The sequence below is a fragment of the Acidimicrobiia bacterium genome (assembly GCA_036271555.1).
Lineage (GTDB): Bacteria > Actinomycetota > Acidimicrobiia > IMCC26256 > PALSA-610 > DATBAK01.
The window spans coordinates 1-1,931 of the sequence record DATBAK010000016.1 but is presented as its reverse complement, the minus strand read 5'-3'; the positions used below and the strand labels follow the sequence as shown (position 1 = coordinate 1,931).

The window sequence follows — 1,931 nt, the reverse complement described above, 5'->3', positions numbered from 1 at the left end:
GAGTACGAGCGCGTCGCCGACGCGACCGAGCGCGCGCTCGCGGGCAACCTCGCGAAGGGCGCCGGCAAGCTCGCGGAGCAGGGCAAGCGGTTCGTGCGCGACCGCCTCGCGCTGCTGCTCGACGAGGGGTCGTTCGTCGAGGACGCGATGCTCGCGAACGCGCTCGCCGGTGATCTCCCGGCCGACGGCGTCGTCACCGGTGTCGGTCGGATCGACGGCCGACCGGTCTGCGTGATGGCGAACGACTCGACCGTGAAGGCGGGTTCGTGGGGCGCGCGCACGGTCGAGAAGATCGTGCGGCTCACGGAGCACGCGCTGAAGCACGAGCTCCCCGTCGTCTATCTCGTCGACTCCGCCGGCGCGCGCATCACCGACCAGGTCGAGCTGTTCCCCGGTCGGCGCGGCGCGGGACGCATCTTCGCGAACCAGGTGCGTCTCTCGGGTCGGGTGCCGCAGGTGTGTTGCCTGTTCGGTCCGTCGGCCGCGGGTGGCGCGTACATCCCCGCGTTCTGCGACGTCGTGTTCATGGTCGAAGGCAACGCCTCGATGTACCTCGGCTCGCCGCGCATGGCCGAGATGGTGATCGGCGAGCACGTGTCGCTCGAAGAGATGGGCGGCGCGCGCATGCACGCGTCGGTGAGCGGGTGCGGCGACAACCTCTGCGCGAACGACGAGGAAGCGATCGAAGGCGCGCGCCGGTTCCTCTCCTATTTGCCGTGCTCGTGGGAAGACCTGCCCGAGCCGGGGTCGTCGGTCGGACCGGTGGCGAGTGCGACTCCGATCGCCGACATTGTTCCCGTCGAGGAGCGACGCGCGTACGACATGCACCGCGTGATCGACGCGCTCGTCGACGAAGGCTCGTTCTTCGAGCTCAAGCCGCTCTGGGCGCGCGAGCTCGTCATCGGCTTCGCCCGGCTCGACGGCGAGACGATCGGCATCGTCGCGAACAATCCGATGCACCTCGGCGGCGTGCTGTTCGTCGACTCCGCCGACAAGGCCGCGCGCTTCATCTGGCTGTGCGACGCGTTCAACGTGCCGCTGCTGTTCCTCGCCGACGTACCCGGCTTCATGATCGGCTCGCAGGTTGAGCGGCAGGGGATCATCCGGCACGGAGCGAAGATGATCACCGCGGTCAGCGAGGCGACGGTGCCGAAGATCTCGGTCATCGTGCGTAAGGCGTACGGCGCAGGGCTGTACGCGATGTGCGGGCCCGCGTTCGATCCCGACGCGTGCATCGCGTTGCCGACCGCGAAGATCGCGGTGATGGGACCGGAGCCCGCGGTGAACGCGGTCTTCTACAACACGATCCAGGCGATCTCGGATCCGGAGGAGCGCGCCGCGTACGTCGCCGAGCGGCGCGCGGAGTACGAGCGCGACGTCGACCTCGTGCACCTCGCGTCCGAGCTGGTCGTCGACGCGGTCGTGCAGCCCGATTCGTTGCGCGCCGAGCTGATCACCCGCTTCGCGCTGGCCGCCGGCCGGCGGCGCGAGGATCCCGGCAAACGGCACGGTGTTCCGCCGGTCTGAGATCTGAGTGCGAGCGTGGGCAGAATGGGTCCCGTGCCCGCGTGTCCGGCCTGCGGTCGGTACCTGACCCCGACGTCGATGAAGGCGGACGGCTCGTGCCCGTTCTGCTTGCAGACCGTCGATTGGAAGCGGTCGCGCAAGGCCGCGGAGCGGGTCGCCGCGGGGGAGGAGCCCGAAGAGATCATCACGACGCCGTGGCACTTCAAGCTGCTCGTCGGCGCGACCGTGATCTACCTCGGCTACCGGTTCATGGAGGGCGTGCAGTGGCTGGCGCACAAACTGTGAGCGCGCAGCGCGGCCGGTAGTGTCGGAGGTTCACAGCACACGGGCTGTGGCGCAGCTTGGTTAGCGCGTCGGTCTGGGGGACCGAAGGTCCCGGGTTCGAGTCCCGGCAGCCCGACTCT

The 1,931-nt window shown here is 69.3% G+C and carries 2 protein-coding genes and 1 tRNA gene; all 3 read left to right on the top strand.

Features of this window, described 5'->3' with window-relative positions:
- The coding region (locus tag VH914_05540) for an acyl-CoA carboxylase subunit beta (GenBank protein HEX4490653.1) at positions 1 to 1,527 on the top strand (1,527 nt) is incomplete at its 5' end.
- Between the two features lie 24 nt (positions 1,528 to 1,551).
- The gene (locus tag VH914_05535) at positions 1,552 to 1,812 is read left to right on the top strand and encodes a hypothetical protein (GenBank protein HEX4490652.1); all 261 of its coding nucleotides are present in this window, start codon (positions 1,552 to 1,554) and stop codon (positions 1,810 to 1,812) included.
- A gap of 40 nt (positions 1,813 to 1,852) precedes the next feature.
- Positions 1,853 to 1,927, top strand: a tRNA-Pro gene (locus VH914_05530).
- Positions 1,928 to 1,931 lie beyond the last annotated feature (4 nt).

Coding starts and splice junctions, on each gene's coding strand:
- VH914_05535 (HEX4490652.1), top strand. CDS start 1,552: ATGGGTCCCGTGCCCGCGTGTCCGGCCTGCGGTCGGTACCTGACCCCG.